At 48.1% G+C, this 1,373-nt stretch carries 1 protein-coding gene; it reads left to right on the top strand.

What is annotated here, in order from left to right; all coding sequences use genetic code 11:
* On the top strand, window positions 1–1,373 hold a 1,373-nt coding region (gene nhaC / locus IPZ60_RS14090; RefSeq protein ID WP_194198352.1), incomplete at its 3' end, for a Na+/H+ antiporter NhaC.

The following is a 1,373-nucleotide window of genomic DNA, read 5'->3' as shown; positions in this document are numbered from 1 at the left end:
ATGCCTCCAAGAATCCTCACCCATATCACCTCTCAGCAAGCCTTCATCATATCAGCAATCGTCATCGCCATCATGGGTATCACCATGATCGGCTTTGGCTGGGTGCCGCATCTCTCCTTGATACTTGCTATCTGTGTTTTACTAGGCATTGGCGTCTTTAAAGGGCTGAGCTTTGATGACATGCAAGCGCAAATGGCCTCAGGCATCATGCGTGGTATCGGTGCCATCTACCTCTTCTTCTTTATTGGTTTGATGGTTGCTGCTCTTATGATGTCAGGTGCCATACCTACTCTTATGTACTTTGGCTTTCAGCTCATCTCACCAGAGTATTATTACATCTCCGCCTTTGTACTGACTTCCATTATTGGTATTGCACTTGGTAGTAGTTTGACAACCGCTGCAACGCTCGGTGTGGCCTTTATTGGCATGAGTAATGCCTTTGATGCCAATGTAGCGATAGCAGCAGGAGCAGTTGTCTCAGGAGCGTTCTTTGGCGATAAGATGTCGCCCTTGTCTGATACCTGTACCATTGCCTCCTCCGTTGTCGGTATTGATCTGTTTGAACACATTCGCAATATGATGTACACCACCGTTCCTGCTTGGATACTCACGGTTATCTTGTTTTGGATGTTCTCAGGTCAGACAGCGGGGTCTGATCTTAGCCAAGTGACTGTCTTACAAGGACAGCTCATCGACAGCGGCTTGGTACAGAATTATGCGGTATTGCCGTTTGTGGTGTTGGTCGGACTGGCGGTCTTTCGAGTCAATGCTATCTATACGATTATCTGTACCATCGCGGTGGCGCTTATCATTACTTATATACATAGCAGTCCAAGCTTTGGACAATTAGGCGGATATCTGTTTGCAGGGTATGCACCGGCTGAGTCATTAGAGCTGGGTGAAGTAGGGGGTATGCTGTCGCGCGGCGGTGTACAAAGTATGTTCTTTACACAGGCGATTGTGATATTGGCACTGAGTCTCGGTGGGTTGCTCACGGCATTGGGTGTGTTACCAGCATTGCTATCGGGTATCAAAGACACGTTGACGACGTCAGGACGGGCGATCTTTGCGGCGGCAATGTCGGCACTCAGTATCAATGTGCTCATCGGTGAGCAGTATTTGAGTATTTTACTGTCAGGGACGGCTTTTCGTTCGACGTTTGAGCGCTTGAATTTACATCCAAAGAATCTGTCGCGTACGATTGAGGATGCGGGGACGGTGATTAATCCGTTGGTGCCTTGGAGTGTGTGCGGGGTGTTTATCAGTCAGGCATTAGGGGTGCCGGTGTTGGATTATCTGCCTTATGCGTTTTTCTGTTATTTGTCGTTACTATTAACGCTGCTCTTTGGCTTTACGGGAGTGACTATTAGTCG

This window comes from Psychrobacter sp. NG25 (assembly GCF_015234355.1).
Taxonomy (GTDB): Bacteria; Pseudomonadota; Gammaproteobacteria; order Pseudomonadales; family Moraxellaceae; genus Psychrobacter.
This window is presented reverse-complemented; position numbering and strand designations above follow the sequence as displayed.